At 64.7% G+C, this 19446-nt stretch carries 16 protein-coding genes; 13 read left to right on the top strand and 3 right to left on the bottom strand.

Features of this window, described 5'->3' with window-relative positions:
• The first annotated feature begins 7 nt into the window (after positions 1-7).
• Positions 8-1456, top strand: a complete 1449-nt coding sequence (locus THIDRDRAFT_RS15415; protein WP_007041804.1) for a DUF1302 family protein — start codon at positions 8-10, stop codon at positions 1454-1456.
• A gap of 20 nt (positions 1457-1476) precedes the next feature.
• Positions 1477-3900: an efflux RND transporter permease subunit gene (locus tag THIDRDRAFT_RS15410; RefSeq protein ID WP_007041803.1), complete on the top strand. Its 2424-nt coding sequence runs from the start codon at positions 1477-1479 to the stop codon at positions 3898-3900.
• Here THIDRDRAFT_RS15410 and THIDRDRAFT_RS15405 read toward each other — a convergent pair.
• Complete coding sequence (locus tag THIDRDRAFT_RS15405) at positions 3879-5861, bottom strand: bifunctional metallophosphatase/5'-nucleotidase (protein WP_007041802.1); 1983 nt, start codon at positions 5859-5861, stop codon at positions 3879-3881. The genes THIDRDRAFT_RS15410 and THIDRDRAFT_RS15405 overlap by 22 nt on opposite strands.
• 202 nt (positions 5862-6063) lie before the next feature.
• Between THIDRDRAFT_RS15405 and THIDRDRAFT_RS15400 the strand changes: the two genes are divergently transcribed.
• From THIDRDRAFT_RS15400 to THIDRDRAFT_RS15390, 3 genes are all read left to right on the top strand, one after another.
• Entirely contained in the window at positions 6064-6708 is a 645-nt protein-coding gene (locus tag THIDRDRAFT_RS15400) for an outer membrane beta-barrel protein (protein WP_007041801.1), read from the top strand.
• Between the two features lie 391 nt (positions 6709-7099).
• Positions 7100-7822 carry a DUF4880 domain-containing protein gene (locus tag THIDRDRAFT_RS15395; RefSeq protein ID WP_007041800.1) on the top strand — a complete coding sequence of 241 codons (723 nt, stop codon included), beginning with the start codon at positions 7100-7102 and terminating at the stop codon, positions 7820-7822.
• Positions 7819-8370, top strand: a complete 552-nt coding sequence (locus THIDRDRAFT_RS15390) for a flavodoxin (protein WP_007041799.1) — start codon at positions 7819-7821, stop codon at positions 8368-8370. The genes THIDRDRAFT_RS15395 and THIDRDRAFT_RS15390 overlap by 4 nt, the downstream gene beginning before the upstream one ends.
• A gap of 136 nt (positions 8371-8506) precedes the next feature.
• Here THIDRDRAFT_RS15390 and THIDRDRAFT_RS15385 read toward each other — a convergent pair whose 3' ends face one another.
• Positions 8507-9502, bottom strand: a complete 996-nt coding sequence (locus THIDRDRAFT_RS15385; RefSeq protein ID WP_040845026.1) for a helix-turn-helix domain-containing protein — start codon at positions 9500-9502, stop codon at positions 8507-8509.
• A 269-nt stretch (positions 9503-9771) separates the two neighbouring features.
• Between THIDRDRAFT_RS15385 and THIDRDRAFT_RS15380 the strand changes: the two genes are divergently transcribed.
• Genes THIDRDRAFT_RS15380 through THIDRDRAFT_RS15360 form a run of 5 tightly spaced genes read left to right on the top strand, consistent with a single transcriptional unit; the run spans position 9772 to position 15171 of the window.
• Positions 9772-11784, top strand: coding sequence for a TonB-dependent receptor domain-containing protein (locus tag THIDRDRAFT_RS15380; RefSeq protein WP_007041797.1), 2013 nt, complete (start codon positions 9772-9774; stop codon positions 11782-11784).
• Between the two features lie 21 nt (positions 11785-11805).
• The gene (locus THIDRDRAFT_RS15375; RefSeq protein ID WP_007041796.1) at positions 11806-13053 is read left to right on the top strand and encodes an ABC transporter substrate-binding protein; all 1248 of its coding nucleotides are present in this window, start codon (positions 11806-11808) and stop codon (positions 13051-13053) included.
• A 5-nt stretch (positions 13054-13058) separates the two neighbouring features.
• The gene (locus tag THIDRDRAFT_RS15370) at positions 13059-13343 is read left to right on the top strand and encodes a DUF2218 domain-containing protein (protein ID WP_007041795.1); all 285 of its coding nucleotides are present in this window, start codon (positions 13059-13061) and stop codon (positions 13341-13343) included.
• Positions 13340-14407, top strand: coding sequence for a FecCD family ABC transporter permease (locus THIDRDRAFT_RS15365; RefSeq protein ID WP_007041794.1), 1068 nt, complete (start codon positions 13340-13342; stop codon positions 14405-14407). Before THIDRDRAFT_RS15370 ends, THIDRDRAFT_RS15365 begins: the two co-directional genes overlap by 4 nt.
• Positions 14404-15171 (top strand): ABC transporter ATP-binding protein, encoded by a 768-nt coding sequence (locus THIDRDRAFT_RS15360; protein WP_007041793.1) that lies wholly within the window; start codon positions 14404-14406, stop codon positions 15169-15171. The genes THIDRDRAFT_RS15365 and THIDRDRAFT_RS15360 overlap by 4 nt, the downstream gene beginning before the upstream one ends.
• Before the next feature lie 56 nt (positions 15172-15227).
• Here the strand turns inward: THIDRDRAFT_RS15360 and THIDRDRAFT_RS15355 are convergent, their stop codons facing one another.
• Positions 15228-15458 carry a superoxide dismutase [Ni] gene (locus tag THIDRDRAFT_RS15355; protein ID WP_007041792.1) on the bottom strand — a complete coding sequence of 77 codons (231 nt, stop codon included), beginning with the start codon at positions 15456-15458 and terminating at the stop codon, positions 15228-15230.
• A gap of 226 nt (positions 15459-15684) precedes the next feature.
• On the opposite strand from THIDRDRAFT_RS15355, the gene THIDRDRAFT_RS15350 reads away from it, so the two are divergent.
• The 3 genes from THIDRDRAFT_RS15350 to THIDRDRAFT_RS15340 all read left to right on the top strand — a co-directional run bounded on the left by THIDRDRAFT_RS15350 (position 15685) and on the right by THIDRDRAFT_RS15340 (position 19187).
• Entirely contained in the window at positions 15685-17817 is a 2133-nt protein-coding gene (locus THIDRDRAFT_RS15350; protein WP_007041791.1) for a TonB-dependent receptor, read from the top strand.
• Between the two features lie 103 nt (positions 17818-17920).
• Positions 17921-18475, top strand: a complete 555-nt coding sequence (locus THIDRDRAFT_RS15345; protein ID WP_007041790.1) for a cytochrome b — start codon at positions 17921-17923, stop codon at positions 18473-18475.
• A 127-nt stretch (positions 18476-18602) separates the two neighbouring features.
• Complete coding sequence (locus THIDRDRAFT_RS15340; RefSeq protein WP_007041789.1) at positions 18603-19187, top strand: YceI family protein; 585 nt, start codon at positions 18603-18605, stop codon at positions 19185-19187.
• Positions 19188-19446 lie beyond the last annotated feature (259 nt).

Raw genomic sequence — 19446 nt, 5'->3', positions numbered from 1 at the left:
TCGGAACGTGACGAAAGCTCGGCTCGCAGCCTGTTTCGCTCTGCTGATCCCGCTGGCGACCCCGGCCCATGCACGGGAACCGGCGCCCGCCGGCGGCCTCGGCGGAGACCCCTTCGGCTCGGGATCGGAGACGGATCCCTTTGCCGCGCTCGAGTCGGTCTCACAACCGGCCGAACCCGGCCAGGATGCGCAGGCCGAAGCGGGACTCACCCTGCACGGCTATCTCGAGAGCCGCGATCAGATCCGCACCGGAGCGGACCAGGCGGCCATCTCGACCCGCCAGCGGCTCTGGCTCGAGGCCGACGGCACCCTGCTGCCGGAGGGCACGGCCGGGAACCTCGGCGAGGTCCGCTTCTTCGCCTCCGGCGCCCTCGACATCGACCCGGCGGCAGCCGATCTGTCCGACGACCACGATACCCTGCGCCTGCACGCCGAGGAGGTCTTCGTCACCCTGGATAGCGACAATCTGGATCTGGTGGTCGGGCGCAAGATGCTGCGCTGGGGCATGGGCGACGGCATCAATCCGCTCGACCTCATCAATCCGCTCGACTACCGCGATCCCATCGCCTCCGGCCGGGCGGACAGCCGGGTGCCCGTGGTGCTCGGACAGGCGATCGTCCGGCTTCCCGCCGTCGGCCCCCTGCAGGAGGCCACGCTGGAGGCAGTGGTGGTCCCATTGGCCCAAGTCGACGAGCTGAACGCCCCGGGCTCGGCCTGGGAGGGTTATGCGCTCAAGGAGCTGCGCAAGGCGGACGCCCAGGGGCAGCTGATCTTCGCGGATCAGCAGAAGCCCGACGACCTCTGGAACGATGCCGAGTTCGGGGTCCGTCTCGCCGTGACCACCTCCGGCTGGGACCTTGCGCTCATCGGCTTCCATGGACGCCTCGATTCAGCCGTGCTCGCCCGCGATCTGGTACTGGATTCAAACGGCAGGGCCGTCCCGCGCCTCACCCCCATTCATCCGACCTTCTCCGCATTCGGCATCAATGTCGCCAAGGGACTGGAGCGTTCGACCATCCGCGGCGAGCTTTCCCTCAAGCCGGATCTGCCGATGATGCTGCGCGACGACAAGGCAACGCCTGGGTACGACAGACGCTCGGTGGTCGAGGGGGTCGTCGGGATCGACCGGACCTTCGGAATCAACCTCTATACCAACCTGCAGTACTACTTCACCTCGATCCCGGATGCCGCGGACCTGGCCGGCGAGTCCTACGACCACGGCATGACCTACGAGATCCACGATCTCTTTCTTCATGACGATCTGGAGGCCGGCATCCGGGGCGTGGCCTCGTTCGCGAACGAGGGCTGGACCTTCGAACCCTATGCCGAATACCGCCTCGGCGACGACTGGCTGCTCGGGGCCTCGCTGCTCCTATTCGAAGGGCCCGAGGACAGTCGCTACGGGCAGTTCGCGGACAACGACATGCTGAACATTCGGCTGCGATACAGCTTTTGACCTCAGGAAGACGACGACTCATGGCAAATACACTGGAGAACGAAGGCATCGGCGGCTACAGCCGTTTCTGGACGGCGGTGGCGGGTCACATGATCCGTTTTCGCTGGCTCTGGCTGGGCATCGTCCTGGCCATATCGGTTCTGTTCGGCATGCAGATGTCCAAGGTCCGGTTCGACAATTCCAGCGATATCTGGTTCGTCGAGGGACACAGCGTCCTCGAGGCGAAGGCGCGCTTCGACGCGGTCTTCGGCAACTACGAGTTCGTCTATCTGCTCTTCACCCAGGAGCGAACGCCCTTCACGCCGGAGAACCTGAGGACCATGTCCTCATTGCCCGAGCGCTTCATGGAGACCGTGCCCTATGCCGACAAGGTGACCTGGCTCGGCAACGTGGAGCGCATCCTGGGGACCGGAGGTGCGGAGCAGGAGGTGGTGATCCAAGACTTCATGCCCGAGATCCCACGAACGTCGGCGGACATCGAGACCAGACTGCGCGAGGCCCTGGCGGAAGAGGAATTCGTCGACAACCTCATCGCACGGGACGGCAGCGTGCTCGCCATGCTGATCGAGCTCGGCGCCTATCCCGACGAGGAAGAGGATTCCAACCCGAGATACAGCGTCGCGGAGGCCGTCGACAAGGTATTGGCCGAGCCGGCCTACGCCGCGCTCCAACCCTATGTCGCCGGAGCCCCGCATTTCAGCTACCAATACGACGCCCTCGCCAAACAGCAGACCTCCAAGCTGTTCATGACCCTCATCCTCGTCATGGCCGTCCTGCTGCTCTGGCTGGCCCGGGGACCCAGGGGCGTGCTGGTCCCACTGACGGTGACCGTGATCGCGGTGTTCTGGACCATCGGGACCATCGGCGCGCTCGGTCTGACGATGAACCTGCTGAGCATCGCCCTGCCGGTCATGCTGATCTGCGTGGGCATCGGGGATTCGATGCACGGCATCGCCGCCTTCCACGACCGGATCGACCGCGGTGTCTCGCGGATCCAGGCCCTGAAGGAGGCGTTCGGCGAGGTGGGCGGCCCCATCCTGCTGACGTCGCTGACCACCGGCATCGGCTTTCTCGCCTATCTGACCACCCATGTGAAGCCGTTTCGGGAAATGGGAATCTATGTCGCCAGCGGCGTCTTCTATGCCTTCGTGCTGACCATCATCCTGGTCCCAATCCTCTACTCGTTCGGCAGCAAACACCCGAAGCCGAGCGCCAGAAGGCGTGACAGGGGCGGTGCCGGAGACGTCTTCGATCGCTGGCTGCGGCTGGTTCACCGCGGCGTCGTCGGACACCCGCGCAAGATCGTCCTCGTCTTCTCCGTCCTCCTGGCCGTGACCGTCTGGGGCTTCACGCTGATCAAGGTCGAATCCAACACCTCCAAGCTGATCTTCAAGAGCGAGCCCCTGCGGCAGACCCTGGACCTGGTCGACGAGCGGCTCGGAGCGGCCTCTTCGCTGGAATATCTGCTCGATACCGGAACGGCATCCGGGGTAAAGGACCCGGAATTCATGGCCCGGCTCGACCGGCTGATGCTGGCCGCGGAGGCGCATCCGCTGGTGACCAAGAGCGTCTCCGTCACCCGGGTCCTCAAGAAGATGCATCGGGCACTGCACGGCAACGATCCAGACGCCTACCGTCTGCCGGAGACGCGCGAGGCACTGGCTCAGTACCTCTTCCTCTACGAAACCTCCGGCGGCAACACCCTGGATCGTCTGGTCGGCTTCACCTACGACCAGGCCAGACTGACCCTCAAGATCAAGTCGCTCGACACCGCCGACGCACGGGCGCTGTCCGATTTCATGCGTGCGAAGGTCGCGGAACTGTTTCCCGATGGCGATGTGGAGATCGTCGAGGCGGGCGGCATGCGAAATTATCTGGCCCTGAACGACATCCTCTTCGAGGGACAGCGCAACAGCTTCATCGCCGCGCTCTCCGCGATCACCCTGGTGATGATCCTGGTGCTGCGCTCCGTCCGGCTCGGACTCATCAGCATGATCCCGAACCTGCTGCCCGTGTTCGTCACCATGGGATTCATGGGCCTGATGGGCTGGTATCTGGACCTCATCACCATCAGCTTCGCCGCCGTCATCATCGGCGTGGCCGTCGACGACACCATCCATTTCTTCACCCGCTTCAAGGCGGAGTTCAACCGCAGCGGGAATTACGACCAGGCACTGCGAGACACCCTGAGCAGCGTCGGTCGCCCCCTGACCTTCACCACCCTGATTCTGATCATCGGCAACGGGGTCTTCCTGACCTCCGCGTTGCTCGGCTTCTTCAAGCTCGGGCTCCTGTTCGGCTTCGCCTTCACCTGGGCCCTGCTGGCGGACCTCTTCTTCGCCCCCGCCCTGATCATGCTGCTCAAGCCGCTCGGGGCCGAGAGGAGTGCGCGAGAGCATCATCCGTTGCGTGAAGCCTCAGATCATTCGCACACCCTCGGATAATTCGGATCCGGCAGCTGCAGCTGGCCTTCCGCGTCGATGAAGGTCTGGCTGCTGTAGTCGCTACAAGCAACGGGCGTCACCTGCGGAGGCGCGGCCAGGATGGGATCGCCAGCGGCCGCTCCGCCCAGATCCTGCTGCAGGTAGTCGATGAATCCCTGGGCATAGTCGATGTAGGTGTCGACCATGCGTCCGTCCTCGCTCACGGTCTCGAAGGTGGCATAGCCGTCGCCGCCGGCGGCGAGATAGTCGTTGGTCACCACCGTCACCTGATCGGTGTCGGCGAGCGCGCTCCATTCGGTCGCGCCCTTGCGGCGGATCTCGATGTTGGAGAAGCGGCTGCCGAAGGGCTGGCTCAAGTCCAGATCCCAGCGCAGATTCGCGGCGTAGGGATAGGCCCCGGTGGAGCCGTCCTCGACGTCTTGGAAGGCCGAGACCGACTCCTCCAGCACCTGCCTGATTTCGGCGCCGGTCATCCGGAGGTTCACCAATGTGTTTGCGAAGGGCAGCAGGGTGAAGACGTCGTTGATGCTGATGTCGCCGGCCGGGATGTCGATGCGCACCCCGCCGCCGTTCTGGATGGCGACGTCCGCCTCGAAGCTGCGCTCCAGATAGGCGTAGGCGACGAGCTGCTGGATGTCACCACCGTTGGCCTGGGTCATGCGAACGTCACAGATGGAGCTGCGTCCCTGGCCCGGAATGCGCTCCAGACAGAGGTTCTCGGTGGCCCTGCCCACCAGGGAGGTCTTGAGCACCTCCACGTCCTGGGCGTAGTAGTCGACGATCGATTGGGTGGTCGCGTCGGGCTCGACGATATCGAGCTCCGGGGTGGCCGCGATCAGATCCAGGACCGCCTGCAGATCCGCCCCCTCCAGGGCCGCGTCATCCCGTTCGAAGGTATCGCCCAGCAGCAGATGCGGCGTCCCCGAACAGTCGCTCACATGCCCGGCCTCATCGAAGTTCAGATGCAGCTCGCCGACCACGTCCGAGTATTGCCAGGCCTGGACCACGCAGACCAGATTGCCGTCCAGATCCCTGACCCGAGTCGGATAGGGGCCGGCCGGGTTCAGACCGAAATCGGCGAATCGCTCGCCGAGCAGGGTATGGGAATCGCCGCCGACGATGGCATCGACCCCGCGCAGCTTGGCGGCCATCGCGAGATCGTTCTCGTACTGATAGTGGGTCAGCAGGACGATCTTGTCGACGCCCATGGCCGTAAGCCGATCGATATAGCGCTGAGCGGTCTCGGTCTCGTCGAGGAATTGGGTGCTGTCCAGTGGACTCGAGGACACCTTGGTCTTGTGTGCGATATCGAGGCCGATGATGCCGACCGATTCGCCCCCGATCTCCTTGACGACGTAGGGCCGAACCAGCTCGGTCGCCGCATCCGGATGGAGCGGTGTGCCGACTGCGGGCACCACGTTGGCACCCAGCACCGGGGTCCTGCATAGGCTCGGATCGGCATTGAGATACCCAAGGAACTGGGCCAGACCGGAATCGCTATCGTCGAATTCGTGATTGCCCAGCTCGAAGGCATCGAAGCAGACCTGGTTCATGACCGCCGCGTCGGCCTCGCCCTTGAACAGGGAGTAATAGATGGTGCCGGTGACGGCATCGCCCGCATGCAGCGTCAGTACGTTGGCGTTCCGCGATCTCAGCGCCTCGATCTCGGCCACGACGCGCGGAAAGCCGCCGGTCTCCACATCCACCGTCACCGAGTCATCCCCGCCCAGCACCAGTTCTCCGGAGTTCGCCTCGATATGGGAGTGATGATCGTTGATGTGGATCAGCGTCAAGTTGAACCCCGATCCGCCCGTATTCGGACCACCCTCGCCGCTGGGACCTCCTGCCGCGAGCGCCGCATCCAGCGTGGTATCGCCCATGAGGCCGGATGCCGCCGCCGAAGAACCGATAGAGATGGCCGCAATCAAGGCGGCGATCAGAGAACACGATTTGCCGAACATGACCCCTTGCTCCTGCGTTGACTCATCTGCGGGTCAAGGATAGGGATCGATGGTTACCGGTCTGTGAATTGGCCTGCCCGAGAACGATCGTGCAAGAAAAACGTAACCTCGGCGAAGTACCCTTGAGCACGAAATGGTATCGAGCCGATACACCTTGTCCGAATCGACTGGATCTCTGGCGGAACACTCTCAAGGGCTGCTGATGATGAAGAATCGACTCTATTTTCCGCTCGCTATGGCCTTATTCGGCGCATCCGGTGTCGTGGCGGCCGATTCCCCGGCAACGGGTTTCTATGTCGGAGCAGGCCTCGGGAAGGCCTATGCCGATCTCGACGAAGGGGACGTCACGCAACCGCTCGCGAACGCGGGGTTCGCGATCGCCGGATCCTCGAAGGAGGATGATGCGACCTCCTGGCGGCTGTTCTTCGGTCTTCGCCTCAATCCCTATCTGGCCCTGGAGGCCACTTGGCTCGATCTCGGCGAATACGAGATCAAGACGGACATCGGCGGCAGCAACCCGGGACACCTCCGCTCGACGCTCGATGCGGGCAGCACATTCAATCTCGGCCTGGTCGCCGGCTATCCCTTCACCGATCGCGTCCATGGCTTCGCCAAGCTCGGGGCCGTCGTCTGGAGCGCCGATGTCGAGAGTCGCGCCTATCTCGCCTCCGGCAGCGCCATCTCCAAGGATGACGACAGTGGAACGGACCTGAGCTTCGGGCTCGGGGTCAGCGTCGACCTGACCGAGCAGATCGCCGTGCGCGGGGATTGGGATCGCTACCAGTTCGGCGGCAAGGTGGATACGGACATCGACGTCTGGAGTGTCGGTATCCAGTATCGATTCTGACCGAGCCTGGGCAAGTTCTGGGCGCCAGGTTACGCGGTTTTGGCGCCCCAGCGGTTCCGAGATCACCGGCTTCACGTCTTCTCATGATGCGAACGTAATCGACCAACATCCGCTGCGGAAAGACATCGACGTCGATCCCCTACCACCCGCCCCAGCGACCCCCGACGGCGAGATTCAGGATGACGTAGAACGCCTAGTCGAAGGGTCACCACTCCCAGCCCTGGCCGTCGTTGTCGACGCGGATCCTGAACCGCGACTTGCCGCTCTGTTCGGCCTGCAGCGGCACCTCCTGTCATTCGGCAGCTCAAACACTAATGCGAAGCTGTCTCATTTGCGTTAGCGGCATAGGATCCTTAACATAGCCGTACCTTCGCATCCAAATGAGGCCCTCATGCCGCAGCCAATCGCCTCGTTCTTTGCCGCACATCGCTCCGTGCTCCTCGACGCCGCGCGTCACTTCGCCCCGATGGATCAGGCTGAGGTCTGGGTCGATGAGTGCCGGGCCAGTGTGCCGACGGCGATGGTGCATCCGCTCCACAACTTCGCCTTCTATCGACTGATGGACCTGGCCGGGGCCGACCTGGGTCGGGACCAGGGCGACGCGATGTCGCTGCAGCATTTTCGGGTGTTGCGCCAAACCCTGGAGTACTTGCCTCCGTTCAGTCAACAGGTTTGGGCGTGGATGCGGCTGGACGGCTTGGGCTACGCGGAGATCGGCAAGAGGCTTCATCTCGACGAGACCGCCGTCGCCAATCGCGTCAAGCACCTCCTGTTTTGCGCCAGCGACGATCTGCGCTTGGCGGCCGACGGGCACGGCGACTCCCATGGCCTGCCGCGGCTATTCGCCCATGCGATGAAGGGCCGCCGCCGCGTCGTCCATCAGACGGCGCTGAACTGGTTCGCGCGGCTGGCCACCGACGAGATCGGTCCCGGCGATTCAAGCGCGTTTCACCAGTGGGTCTCGCGGTCCCCGCAGCACGTGCTGGCTTACGCTCGGCTCGGTGCGCTCTGGGCCGACCCGAGTCTCGACCTGCTTCTGCGACGGGTGGCTCGAAAGTTTCCTTTACCGGTGCGAGAGCACCTCCAACAATGCTCTTTGAGGGATTTCCAATGAGCAAGATCGGCATTTTTTACGGCAGCGCCTCCGGCGTCACCCAATCGGTGGCGATGAAAATCCGCAAACGTCTTGGCCAAGACATCTGCGACCTCTACAACATGGAGGAAGACTTCGATGACGTCGACGACATGCTGAAGTACGACTTTTTGCTTTTCGGCTGCTCGACCTGGGGGGCCGGAGAGGTGCAATCCGACTGGCGCGATCCGCTGTTCGAGATGTCCGTCGACAAGCCCGACTTCTCCGGCAAGACCATCGCCCTCTTCGGTGCCGGGGACTGCGTGGATCACGGCGAGCATTTCGTCAGCGCGCTGGGGACCCTGTACGACGACTTCACCAAATACGGAGCCACCCTGGTGGGCGCGATTCCCACCGACGGCTACACCTACAAGAACTCCTTCGCCGAGCGTGACGGCACCTTGGTGGGTTTGGCCTTCGACGAAGTCAACGAAAGCGGCAAGACCCAGGGACGTCTCGACACCTGGATCGAGGTCATCCGCGCACACTTCCCTTCCGCCGAGGGCGAGGCCCAGACCGAGGCCGCATAGAACCCTCGTCAGGCGTCGGGCAGAGTCTCACCCACATGGGTGAGCTGCCCCGCCCCTTCTGATGTCAATTCCCACAACCATCGCCCGGGTTTAGGGCCAGATCGGACTCGAATCGGGTGGATCCTGGCGAGACCATTCAGCCACGCAGGCAAGCGGAAGGCGGATAGCGGAAGGCACGCTGGAACGCCGTGGAGAAGTTGGCGGCACTCGAATACCCAGCCTCGAATGCCGCCTCTCCAACCGTCACCCCCCTCTCCAGTAGCGCGAGACGAGCGAGTTCGAGGCGACGCATCCGCATGAATTCGTTCACGGTCGTCCCAAAACAGCCCTTAAACACCCGCTGCAGGGTGCTGACGCTCATCCCATTTCGGGAGGCGATGTCGGCGATGCTCATGGGTTCATTGATCGAGCGCAGGATATAGTCGCGAGCCTTGCGCGCGCGGACCAGATCGCGCGTCCCAGGCGAGGACCGCGCGCGAGCGGGTTTCTCGTCGACGCCATGCGACAGCGCACCGCGAAAGATGGCCAAGGCCGCAATGGTACTCTCCAGGCTGGCGATGGGCCTGTCGCCGCGTTCCTCGGCCAGGATCTCCTCCGCATAGCGAATCGCCTGAGCGCTAGGTTGCCAGCGCAGGAACGTCAGATCCTCGGGGAAGCCTTCGATCAACGACCTCTCCGTGGACGACTCGCCGGCGCCATCGCCCGGTTGAGACACCGGCAAAGTGATGACCACTTTGCGCACCCGTTGACCGGCTCGAACCCATCGCTCCAACAGCGCCTCGCGACGGTTGATCCAGAGATGGCCGCTCGGCCCATGCTGGGCGGTCATCGCCAATGGCCGGCCATCCAGCGCCGCGTCGAGATCTCCTTCCAGCATGACGCAGACCGTCACTCTTGGCGGCAAGCGCAGACTTCCGTGCGCCGATGCCGTCTCCAGGGTGTCGTTGGCGTGGATCTCGAGCTTCAGATCGACTTGACTCTGGGTGCAGCGTCCCTCGAGCAGCCTGTTGATCCGATTACCCTGACCGTCGACGAAGGCGCTCGCCGCCAGCGCAGCGGCTGAGTCTCGTCGAGCGCCAAGGGTGGGCGTGGAATCCGAGACCTCCTCGGGCGGATGTGCTTGGGTGTGCAAGGTGCTTGGACAAGATTTCGACATTTTATGATATTGCTTATCAATAACATTTAAGTCGATCCTTAAGCAAGCACGGCCTTCCAGGGCGGTCCCTCGCCCTACCGCAGATGCTCACGCAAAGGGTCCTCGGCATCTCTGCTTCGAGCGGATGCTTGCGCTTGCGCAAAGCACTTCAACGATCGGTCAAAAGCGGATGCGGTTGAGAATCTTTATCATCCGATGGAAATTCCGATCAGGAGCACGCCTTTCGAGCGGCGAGGCAAGCAACCATGATTCAAAACGATAGACAGACACTCGCGCGTCACCGCGACACGCCCCACGCATCCAAGATCGCCCTAGCGGCCGGACTCATGGCCTCGTGCGGCGCGAGCGCACCGGTGCTCGCGGAGACGTTCGATCAAACGACCGAAAGCGTTCTTCTACCGACCTTGCGGATCGAGGCTGCGGCGGCGCAGGAGCTGCTCGGCAACACGGAGGTGACCCAAGCGCAGATCGACGATCGCAATCCCTCGACCGTCAAGGATCTCTTCGCCGGCGAATCCTCGGTCACCGTCAGCGGCGGTGCCGCCATCGCCCAGAAGGTCTTCGTCAACGGCATCGAGGAGAGCCTGCTGTCGGTGACGATCGACGGCGCGCGGCAGAACAAATCCGCCTTCCATCATACCGGCAACATCCTGATCGACCCGACGCTTCTCAAGCGGGTCGAGATCACCCGCGGCCTCGCGCCGGCCGATGCCGGACCCGGTGGACTAGGCGGCTCCATCGCCTACGAGACCAAGGATGCCCGCGATCTCCTGGACCCGGACGAGGGCTTCGGCGGCCTGGTCACCCTGGGCACGGACACCAATGGCACCGACCTGCGCGGCACCCTGACCCTGTTCGGCCAGGAGGACGGCTTCGAATACCTGCTGAGCGGCGCGCGCGAGGTCGGCGACGAGTACGATGACGGCGACGGCGAGACCGTGCCCGGCACCGAGCCGGACCTCAGGGCCTATGTGGGCAAGTTCGGCTATACCACGGCGGACGGTCAGCGCATCACCTTCGCCGCCTCCAAGACCGAGGACAAAGGGACGCGGGCGGCACAGGCCGGCTCCGGCGGCCTGCTGTTCATCCGCCCGGACTTCGCCGAGGTGGTGGGCCGCCCGAGCGTGATGGTCGACGGCTACTCGGGTCGCGAGTCCTACACCCTGACCTACACGGACGAGACGCCCGAGGGCTGGTTCGCCCCCACCGTCCAGCTCAGCTACAACGAACAGGAGATCGACGCCGTGGGCGTCTGGGGTCTGAACACCAGTCTCAGCGGCACCTTCAAGAACGAATGGCAGCTGAGCGACGGAACGCTGAGCGCCGGGCTCGATTTCTTCAAGGAGACCGCAGAGGGCAAGTCGCGCGGCAGCGGCCGCACCGCGAGCCGCGGCGAGGAGGAGATGTGGGATGTCGGACTCTTCGCCCAGGCGCGCCAGGACCTCGGCGCACGGGTGTCCCTGTCGTACGGTCTGCGCGTCGACATGCAGGAATTCGAGGCCGCCGACGGCAGCGATTTCAGCGCCGAGGGTCTCTCCGGCAACGGCGCGGTCGACATCATTCTGACCGACACCCTCACGCTGAATGCCGGCCTCGCCTCGACCTGGGGCGGATACGAGCTGGGCGAGGCCGCGCTGGTGAACTTCGGCGGCGACTGGACCTACGACGGCTTCACCACCTCGCGCTCGGACGCCGCACGGCTGGGTCTGCGCTACGACAGCGGACCCTGGGCGGTGAGCGGGGCGCTTTTCCGCACCGAGATCGACGACATCAATGCCGTCCTGCCCAGCGGCGGCGACCGGGGAGCGAAGACCGATCTGACCTCCGAGGGCTTCGACGGCTCCATTTCGTGGACGGGCGCCCTCGCCTTCGCCGCCATGAGCTACACCTATGCTGATGTGGAGCTCGACGGCGAGGCGATCAGCTCGACCGCCTATTACTTCGGCCGCCCGGTCGGGCACATCTTCGCCCTTGAGGGCGGCTGGGACATCAGCCCGGCCTGGCGGATCGGCGGCACGGCCGAGATCGCGCTGGAAAACAACGACACCGAGATCGAGCTGCCGAGCTACGAGGTTCTGAACCTCTATGCCGCTTACCGGCCGCGGCAGATCGCGGGGCTCGAACTCCGGCTGGATATCGGCAACGTCTTCGACGAGGCCTATCAGAGCCGTAGCTCGGACGGGCTCGGTCTGGCCAATGTGATCGCCCTGAACGAGCCGGGACGGACCTTCGGGCTGACCGCGCGCTGGCGTTTCTGAGTCCTGTCGAGCCGCGGGGACATGCGGCTCGCGACCGACGTGCCCCTGTCCGACGGACAGGGGCTTCACGAAGACCCCGAGGGCCGGATATTGATCTCCAATCGCTTCCATCCAGTACATGCCGACACCCTCGAGCGGCCTGCGCCCAAATGGCCTGGCATGCTCGCCGCATTCATGACCTGCGTCCTGCTGAGCGGTCAAGCCTTGGCCCTGACGGTGACCGATGTGCTCGGACGCCAGGTCGAGCTCGCGGGGCCGGCCGACAAGATCATCCTCGGCGAGGGGCGATTCCTGGCGGTGCTCGGGGTGCTCGGCGTCGAGAGGCCGCTGGAGCGGGTCGCGGGCATGATGAACGAGTTTCGCCGCTTCGACCCGGTCGGCTTCGACCGCTATCGACGGGCCTTTCTGGAGATCGACCGGATCCCGACCTTCGGCCAGATCACGGAGGATTCGGTCAGCGTCGAGCAGGCGATCCTGGCGTCCCCGGACGTGGCCATCTTCGGTGTCCAGGGACACGGGCCTGGGGCCAAGGCGCATCACATCATCGATCGCCTGGAGGCCGCGGGGATTCCGGTGGTCTTCATCGACTTCCGTCAGCAGCCATTGGCCAATACCGCCCGCAGCGTCGAGATCGTCGGGCGGGTGCTCGGACTCGAGGACGCGGCGGAGCGCTTCAAGACCTTCTACGAGACGGCCGTCGAAGAGGTCACCGGGCGCCTGCGCAGGAACCCGCCGGAGCATTGCCCCTCGGTGCTGCTGGAGCTGCGCGTCGACACGGACCGCAGATGCTGCATCACGGTCGGCAAGGGCATGTTCGCCGATCTGGTCGAGGCCGCCGGCGGCTGCAATGTCGCCAAGGATCTGCTGCCCGGCGCGGTCGGGGAGCTGAGCCTGGAGCACGTTATCGCCTCGGCGCCCGAGGTCTACATCGGGTCCGCGGTCGGGGATGCGAGCGCGGCGTCCGCGGCGGCACCGACCCGCATCGTCCTGGGGCCCGGCGTCGATCCGGAGACCGCGCGGACCTCCCTCAAGGCGGTGCTCGAACGCCCGGGCTTCGCGGACATGCCGGCGGTGGTCGAGGGCCGGGCGCACGCCCTCTGGCACCATTTCTACAACTCGCCCTTGAATGTCTACGCCCTGCAGCGGATCGCCACGTGGCTGCATCCGGAGCGCTTCGCCGATCTCGAGCCGGAGCGGACGCTGGAGCGGCTGCTGGCGGGGTTCGCCCCGGTGGATCTCGCCGGCACCTATGCGATCTCGAACCGGTAGCCGAGATGCCATCCTCTAGCACCAGTCTGCAGGCGGCCAAGGCCGCCGGCTACTTCGACTCGCTCTGCCGTCACTTCGCCCGCAAGGTCGCGGTCGAGCGCGATGGCGACCATGCCAGGGTGCGTTTCCCCATGGGGGACTGTCTCATGTCGCTGGAGGGGCAGCAGATGCACGTCCAGTGCATCGCGGACGATGGGCAGGCACTGGAGACGCTCAAGTCCATCGTCGCCGCACACGCGCTGCGTTTCGCCGAATGGCGCAATGCCCGCCTCACCTGGACCCATAGATGATGGAGTCCCTCGCCCGCGATCCAGTCGGCGCGGCCTCGGCCTACCGCCGACGCACCCACAGGCGCGTCCTGGTGCTGTCAGCGATCGGCCTCGCCCTGCTGGGCTCGCTGTGCCTCGACGTCGCGACCGGCCCCGGAGGTTTCGGCCTGCACCAGGTGCTGTCGGTATTGGCCGATCCCGGCGCCGAGGGGCCGCAGCTGCGGATCATCGTCTGGGATCTGCGTCTGCCGATCGCGCTGATGGCGGTCCTGGTCGGCGCCATGCTCGGCGCCGCGGGCGCCGAGATGCAGACCATCCTCAACAACCCCTTGGCCGATCCCTTCACCCTCGGCATCTCCTCGGCGGCGGCATTCGGCGCCGCCCTGGCGATCGTGATGGGGGCGGAGCTGGTGCCGATCGGCAGCGAGGCGCTGGTCACGGTGAACGCCTTCCTCTTCGCGCTGCTGACCGCCTATCTGCTCTATCTGCTCACCCGCCTGCGCGGCGCCACCAGCGAGACCATGGTGCTCCTGGGAATCGCCCTGATGTTCACCTTCAATGCCCTGCTGAGTCTGCTGCAGTATGCCGCGAGCGATGTGCAGCTGATGCAGATCGTGTTCTGGATGATGGGCTCGCTGTCGCGCGCCAGCTGGGACAAGCTCGCCATCTGCGCCCTGGTACTGGTCCTGGTGGTCCCCTACTTCCTCTCTCGGGGCTGGGCGCTGACCGCGCTGCGTCTGGGCGACGAGCGCGCGGCGAGCCTGGGCATCGACGCGCAGCGGCTGCGGCTGACGGTCCTGCTCGGGGTCTCGCTGCTGGCCGCGACGGCGGTCTCCTTCGTCGGGACGATCGGCTTCGTCGGGCTCGTCGGTCCGCATATCGCCCGCCTGGTGGTGGGCGAGGATCAGCGCTTCTTTCTGCCCCTGTCGATGCTCGCCGGCGCCCTGATGATGTCGCTGACCTCGATCCTGAGCAAATCCATCACCCCGGGCGTCATCTATCCGGTCGGCATCATCACCGCCTTGATCGGCATCCCCTTCTTCGTCAGCCTGGTCCTCTCGGTCCGGCGCAGGAACTGGCAATGAGTCTCGATGTGCATGGTCTGAGCTTCGCCTACCCGGACAAGCCGGTGCTGCAGGGGATCGATACCGGCCTGCTCCCCGCCGGCGCACTGACCGCATTGCTCGGCCCCAACGCGGCGGGCAAATCGACCCTGTTTCGCTGCATCGCCGGTATCCTGCGGCCCCAGACGGGCGCGATCCGACTCGGCGACCGGTATCTGCTGGAGATGCCGCGGGCGGAACGGGCTCGAAGGGTCTGCTACATGCCGCAAACCTTCGCGAGCGCCGCGGCCCTGACCGTCTTCGAGGTCGTCTTGCTGGCGCGCAAGCACCTGCAGGATTGGCGGGTGCGCGACGAGGACGTGACCATCGTCGAGCGCATGCTGCACCGCTGCGGCGTGACGCATCTGGCCGAGCGCCATGTCGCCGAGCTGTCCGGCGGGCAGCAGCAGATGGTCTCCATCTGCCAGGCCATGGTCCGGACGGCCGAGGTGTTTCTGCTCGACGAGCCCACCAGCGCGCTCGACCTGCGCCACCAGCTCGAAACCATGCGGACGCTGCGGGATCTGACCCTCGAGCGCAAGGTCGTGACCGTCGCCGCGATGCACGACCTGAATCTCGCCGCGCGCTTCGCCGATCATCTCCTGCTGATGCGCGACGGCAGGGTCCTGGCGGCAGGCCCGAAGGAGGAGATCCTGTCCTCACCCGTATTGGCAGAGACCTATGGCGTCGAGATCGAGCTCGCGCGCACCAGCGACGGCAACCTCATGGTCGCCGCGCGTCTGTGAACGGACAAGGGCTCCGATCCCCCTCGATCGTGAATGACAAGACCCTCTGAACCTCTCTATCCCAAGACCCATCGTGCCCCGACGGAGCGTCCCCCTGAGTCGTGCACGCCCGGGATCTGCTCGAACGGTGGTGCCTTGAAATAGTCCCCCCAGACGACGCGGACCTCCACCTTCACCACCTCGGCGTGCCGTTCCTTTTCGGCGACCAGACGCATCAGCTGAGCCTGGTCCGCCGTGGCCGGTTGCGGATGGGCGTCGACGTTCTCCCGCAGCGGAGAGGTCATCATCGGGTCCGGGTCTCCTGGGCAGAGGTGCCGCTTCTCGACCGGAGCCTGGTCGTCCTCCGCGTGTCAGTCGCAATAACAATCATTTCCATCTAGAAGGTCATCGGGATCCAGATGCCGGAGGCTCGTCCTGTACAGGGGCCTTGGGCCTCTGTATACAACGTTATATCATTACATTTTGATTCGATCAGATAGGCTCGATTCGAGCCGATAGATTAGTGAGGCCCCTATGACTCTGTGCTGCAGTCCCAACAGAAATTGGCCATCGGTCGCAACCATTGCACTCATCGGCGGACTGGGTCCGGCGATCATGGCGGTACCGCGCGCCAGCGCCGAAACCGGGTTCGCCGAGTACACCGAACTGGATGTCATCGAGGTCACTGCGGGCGTTCCCACGCCGGGCGACCCGCGTCTGCAGGCAGCCAATATCTCGGTCCTCACGGGCGAGGAACTGCAGCGCCGCGAGCGCTTGACCCTGGGCGAAACGCTGCAGGAACTGCCCGGCGTCGACTCGATCACCGCGGGCAATCAGGTGGGCAAGCCGGTGATACGCGGCTTGAGCGGCTATCAGGTCCAGGTGCTGTCGAATGGTATGGGTGTCGACTACCAGCAATACGGCGCGCGCCACCCGCCGAACATCGATCCCTTCCTCGCCGAGCGGATCGAGGTGGTGCGCGGTGCCTCCAGTCTGCTGTACGGATCGGGCGCGCTCGGCGGTGCCATCGACGTTCAGGGGCCGGCCTTCGACTTCAGCGGCGACGGCACCCTGCAAACCAGCGCCGACACCCTGCTCGTGTATCACAGCAATAACGATCAATGGGATGCGGGGCTGAAGGCACGCGCCAACAACGACATCCTGAGTCTCTATACCGGTCTCATCCGCCGCTCGGCCGGCGATCTCGACACCCCGAATGCGGCGACCGCGCCAGGCTCGGGCGACCCCACCGATCCCAAATTCACCGGCCGCCTGCCGCACACGGATTTCGACCAGGCCAATGCCCAGTTCGGCATGGGACTCATGACCGGCATCGGCGAATTCGACGTTCGCATCAGCCAGTGGAACGACGAGAACAATTATCTCCTGCCGACCGGAAAGGGCATCGGGCTCTGGTTGCGCAACGACGAGGTGCAGGTGTCCGGGGATCTACCGCTCGCCTCCGGCTGGACGCTCAACCCCACCCTCTCATGGCAGAACAATCTGCGTCGCGCCAACTCTGAGGGACGCACGCGAGAGCAGGGCTATGACGGCACCGTCCATCTGGAATTCGATCTCTATCAGGCACGTCTCGAGGCCATGCACGACGCCCTAGGCCCATTCGATGGCGGCACCCTCGGGATGGAGTACGCGCACAAGACGCAATACTCGCGCGGCACCACGGTGCTGGCTCCAGGTGGAGAGGTCAGCAATCTCGCCTTCTTCCTCTTCGAGAGCAAGGACATGGGTCCCCTGACCCTGCAGACAGGACTGCGTCATGACTGGCACAGCGTGACGGCCGACGCGAGCAAGACCAGCGGCGATCTGGGCTTCTCGGGCCGGGTCACGCACGATTACAGCGTGCTCAGCGGATCCCTGGGGGCGGTCTACCGGCTGACGGACCGGCTGGCCCTGGCGGGCAATCTCGCCCGCGGCTTTCGCGCGCCGAGCCTGTTCGAGCTCTATGCCGACGGCGTGCACGGCGGCGTCGCCGCCATTCAGCAGGGCAACCCGGACCTGGACGCGGAGAAGTCCTTGAACCTGGATCTCGGGCTGCGCTGGCAGTCGCCCCGCTTGCGGGCAAGCGCGACCCTGTATCGCAACAGCATCTCGGACTACATCTATCTGCAGGACACGGGCGAAGCGCGCGGCAACCTTCCCGTCTTCGTCTACCAGCAGGACGACGCCCTGCTGACGGGCCTCGAGCTCGAGGCGCACTGGGATCTGACCGATCGCCTGGAACTGTCCGGGGCACTGGAACTGGTGCGCGGCACCAACGACCGCACCGACGAGGATCTGCCCCTATTGCCGGCGGATTCGCTGCGTCTCGCCGCCACCTACCGCTTCGACGACCGTGGTCCGATCCGGGAGCCCTATCTGACCCTGAAGGTCCGGCACAACGCCTCCAAGGATGCCGCACCCGGCGAGCCCTTCGCCCAGTTCGACGACATGCCGTTCGGTACCGCCTCCACCGATGCCTACACCCTGATGGATCTGGAGGCCGGCATCGCGCTGCGGGCATTCGGCAACCGTCTCGCACGACTCAATCTGACGGTCAGCAACCTGTTCGATACCGAATACCGAGACTTCCTGGATACCTATAAGGGCTATACCCTGAGTCCCGGCCGCGACATCCGTCTGAGCCTGAATGTGCCCTTCGGCGGCTAGCCGCCTCATCCCGGCATGGCAGGCATCCATGCAACTTGCGCCGAGCGGTGACGGATGATAGAAAGCGCTTATAGAGATGCATTCGCATTTGGGGCCTATTGGAATGTGGCGTAATACCGAGGAAACCTATGGCCTGATCGCCGTGCTGCTGCACTGGCTGGTCGCGGCCGTCGTGATCGGGCTGTTCGCGCTGGGGCTCTGGATGGTCGAGCTGACCTATTACGACACCTGGTACAGACGAGCACCGGATCTGCACAAGGGTGTCGGGGTGATGCTGCTCCTGGCGCTGCTGCTACGGGTCGGCTGGCGGCTAATCAATCCCATGCCACGCCCGGAGCCGGGGCCGCCCCTGGAGCAGCGCATCGCGGTCCTGATGCATGCCCTGCTCTACCTACTACCGTTCCTGGTGATCGCGAGCGGCTATCTGATCTCGACCGCCGACGGTCGGCCGCTCGACGTCTTCGGCCTGTTCAGCATTCCGGCGACCCTGACCGGATTGCCGAGCCAGGCCGACCTGGCGGGCGACATCCATCTCGTCCTCGCCATCGCGCTGGTATCCCTGGCTGGTGTCCATGCCCTCGCGGCGCTGAAACACCATTTCATCGACCGCGACGCGACCCTGCTGCGGATGCTCGGACGCCGTTCCGCGCGGTCCTAGCCGTATCCTCCGCAAGCGAGACCGCCGTCGGCGGTCAAGCCAGCCCGATGTCCGTGTCCGGCGGAAGACCGTTCCCCGGACATCTTGTCCGTGTCTTGTCGACAACTCATTCAATGCAAGGATAATCATGATGATGCGCAAGCGACTCACCGCCCTCAGCCTCGCGGCCGCCCTGACCCTGCCCGGCCTAGCAATGGCCGAAGACTATGTGATCGACACCGAGGGCGGACACGCCTTCATCCAGTTCCGTATCCCACACCTGGGCTACAGCTGGCTCTACGGCCGCTTCAACGACTTCTCCGGCCGCTTCAGCTACGACGAGGACACGCCGAGCGAGGCCAACATCGAGGTCACCATCAAGACGGCCAGCGTCGACTCGAACCACGCCGAGCGCGACAAGCATCTGCGGGACAAGGATTTCCTCGACGTGAGCCAGTATCCGGAGGCGACCTTCAAGAGCACCTCCTTCACCCCAAAGGATGACGGCACGGCAGTTCTGAAAGGCGACCTGACCCTGCGAGGGATCACCAAGCCTGTGACCATCGCGGTCACCGAAATCGGTGCGGGCCAAGACTCTTGGGGCGGCTACCGACGCGGATTCCAAGGCACCACACGCTTCGCGCTCAAGGACTTCGGCATCGAGCGCAACCTCGGCCCGGCCTCGCGCGACGTCGAAATGATCCTGAGCATCGAGGGGATTCGCCAGGACTAGACCGAAGGGTACCGCCCGGCTTGGGAGATGCGCCCGAGCCGGGCGGCAGGATCTCGACTCCACCAGCTCATATCGCTTTTCAGCGTCTTACCGGCATAGTGGCGCAGCTTGATCTCCGCAGCGATGCGCTCATAAAGCGCTGGCCAGCATCCAGGCAGCTCGGCCGGAACCGCCGAGGCCGAGCGTCCCGACGCCGAGGCAGCCGGGGCATCGTTTGACGCACCCGACGTGGATACCCCCAGTGTCGTGGCCCGCTGAG

The sequence above is a fragment of the Thiorhodococcus drewsii AZ1 genome, from assembly GCF_000224065.1.
GTDB classification, from domain to species: Bacteria; Pseudomonadota; Gammaproteobacteria; order Chromatiales; family Chromatiaceae; genus Imhoffiella; species Imhoffiella drewsii.
The sequence above is the reverse complement of the archived record's forward strand: the minus strand, read 5'-3'. Positions and strand labels throughout refer to the sequence as shown.

What these genes read in the sequence shown, in the direction of transcription:
- THIDRDRAFT_RS15395 (WP_007041800.1), top strand. Translation starts at nt 7,100, where the DNA reads ATGCCGCAGCCAATCGCCTCGTTCTTTGCCGCACATCGCTCCGTGCTC.
- THIDRDRAFT_RS15340 (WP_007041789.1), top strand. Translation starts at nt 18,603, where the DNA reads ATGATGATGCGCAAGCGACTCACCGCCCTCAGCCTCGCGGCCGCCCTG.
- THIDRDRAFT_RS15365 (WP_007041794.1), top strand. Translation starts at nt 13,340, where the DNA reads ATGATGGAGTCCCTCGCCCGCGATCCAGTCGGCGCGGCCTCGGCCTAC.
- THIDRDRAFT_RS15410 (WP_007041803.1), top strand. Translation starts at nt 1,477, where the DNA reads ATGGCAAATACACTGGAGAACGAAGGCATCGGCGGCTACAGCCGTTTC.
- THIDRDRAFT_RS15350 (WP_007041791.1), top strand. Translation starts at nt 15,685, where the DNA reads ATGACTCTGTGCTGCAGTCCCAACAGAAATTGGCCATCGGTCGCAACC.
- THIDRDRAFT_RS15360 (WP_007041793.1), top strand. Translation starts at nt 14,404, where the DNA reads ATGAGTCTCGATGTGCATGGTCTGAGCTTCGCCTACCCGGACAAGCCG.
- THIDRDRAFT_RS15405 (WP_007041802.1), bottom strand. Translation starts at nt 5,861, where the DNA reads ATGTTCGGCAAATCGTGTTCTCTGATCGCCGCCTTGATTGCGGCCATC.
- THIDRDRAFT_RS15355 (WP_007041792.1), bottom strand. Translation starts at nt 15,458, where the DNA reads ATGATGACCTCTCCGCTGCGGGAGAACGTCGACGCCCATCCGCAACCG.
- THIDRDRAFT_RS15370 (WP_007041795.1), top strand. Translation starts at nt 13,059, where the DNA reads ATGCCATCCTCTAGCACCAGTCTGCAGGCGGCCAAGGCCGCCGGCTAC.
- THIDRDRAFT_RS15375 (WP_007041796.1), top strand. Translation starts at nt 11,806, where the DNA reads ATGCGGCTCGCGACCGACGTGCCCCTGTCCGACGGACAGGGGCTTCAC.
- THIDRDRAFT_RS15390 (WP_007041799.1), top strand. Translation starts at nt 7,819, where the DNA reads ATGAGCAAGATCGGCATTTTTTACGGCAGCGCCTCCGGCGTCACCCAA.
- THIDRDRAFT_RS15380 (WP_007041797.1), top strand. Translation starts at nt 9,772, where the DNA reads ATGATTCAAAACGATAGACAGACACTCGCGCGTCACCGCGACACGCCC.
- THIDRDRAFT_RS15345 (WP_007041790.1), top strand. Translation starts at nt 17,921, where the DNA reads ATGTGGCGTAATACCGAGGAAACCTATGGCCTGATCGCCGTGCTGCTG.
- THIDRDRAFT_RS15400 (WP_007041801.1), top strand. Translation starts at nt 6,064, where the DNA reads ATGATGAAGAATCGACTCTATTTTCCGCTCGCTATGGCCTTATTCGGC.